This is a genomic window from Microcoleus sp. AT3-D2, assembly GCF_036705715.1.
Lineage (GTDB): Bacteria > Cyanobacteriota > Cyanobacteriia > Cyanobacteriales > Microcoleaceae > Microcoleus.
Map to the genome: position 1 here is coordinate 1 of NZ_JAUBVE010000209.1, position 1,228 is coordinate 1,228.

1 protein-coding gene and 1 pseudogene are annotated in these 1,228 nt (G+C 37.1%); both read left to right on the forward strand.

From position 1 onward, the window contains the following. A partial coding sequence (locus tag QUB44_RS30940) for a transposase (RefSeq protein WP_333373762.1) occupies window positions 1–567 on the forward strand: 567 nt, incomplete at its 5' end. Window positions 568–726: 159 nt separating this feature from the next. Then, a pseudogene (locus tag QUB44_RS30945) lies at window positions 727–1,165 on the forward strand (DUF4277 domain-containing protein); the annotation flags it as partial. Window positions 1,166–1,228 lie beyond the last annotated feature (63 nt).

Genomic DNA, 1,228 nt, shown 5'->3' on the forward strand with positions numbered 1-1,228 from the left:
AAGAAACTGGGGGCTCCACGTAAATATGATGGCAAGGTTGACTGCCATGATTTGAGTCGTCTTAATTTTGTTAAAGACCTAAAACCGGGAGTTTCCTTATATACATTAGTTGTGTGGAGTTGTTGTTTGAATTGCCCAATTAGTTTGGCTTGTATTTCTGAGGTTCAAGCCAACGGACAAATTAAAAATGCTTTATTATTTAGCACTGATATTCACTTACCGCCTGAGCAAATTGTTGAATATTATCAGGCTCGTTTCCATATTGAATTTATTTTTCGTGATGCCAAGCAATTTACGGGATTGTCTGATTGTCAAGCTCGTCATTTACCACGGCTTGATTTTTATTTTAATGCCAGTCTTATTGCCTTACATTTGACCAAACATCAACTATCTAGTTGTCCTTCATCTGCTAAGTCGTTTGTCTTTTCAATCTGTTTTTATAAACGCCTAGAATTCAATAAGCATCTACTTTGTACCTTTATTGATAAGTTAGATTTAGACCCGGATTTGATTTTAAATCATCCAAATCTTCCTTCAGTCTTGTCTTATGGTACTCTGGCTGCTTAAAAACTGTCCGGAGTATTGTTATAACCCACATTCCGCAGGTCTTTAAATACAATTGATGGTTATAAATTTGAAAAATTCAAGCCTGAAGTGATTACGGGGCAATCACTTCAGGCTTTTTTGAGTTACAATGAACGAATTAGGATTAAAGAGGAAAAAACCATGAATGAGCATCAAGAAGCCATAAAAGTCCTAAATTTAGACCATCTAGGAATAGTAGCAGGCATAATAGACGAGATGGAATTAGTAGAAGAAGTAAACAAAATAGTAGGAATAACAACCCAAGAAATTCTCAGCCCAGGACAAGTCATGAAAGCAATGATTTTGAATGGACTAGGCTTTTTAAGCGCCCCATTATACATATTCGAGGAATTTTTTGTAGGAAAAGCAACATCACATCTAATCGGAAAGGGAATACTACCCGAACATCTAAACGACGATCGACTAGGAAGAGCCCTCGACAAATATTACCAAGTAGGAACCACAAAACTCTTCACAACAATCGCCATGAAAGCCGCCCATAATTTCCAAGTAAAAATGAAGAGCATCCACGCTTGATGGAAGTTCAATGTACGTACAAGGAGAATATACAGCGGATTCCAGGTTTATGAAGTACAGTAGCAGCAGCTTGTAAACCAGTTTTTAAAGTGCTGTGGATTAACCA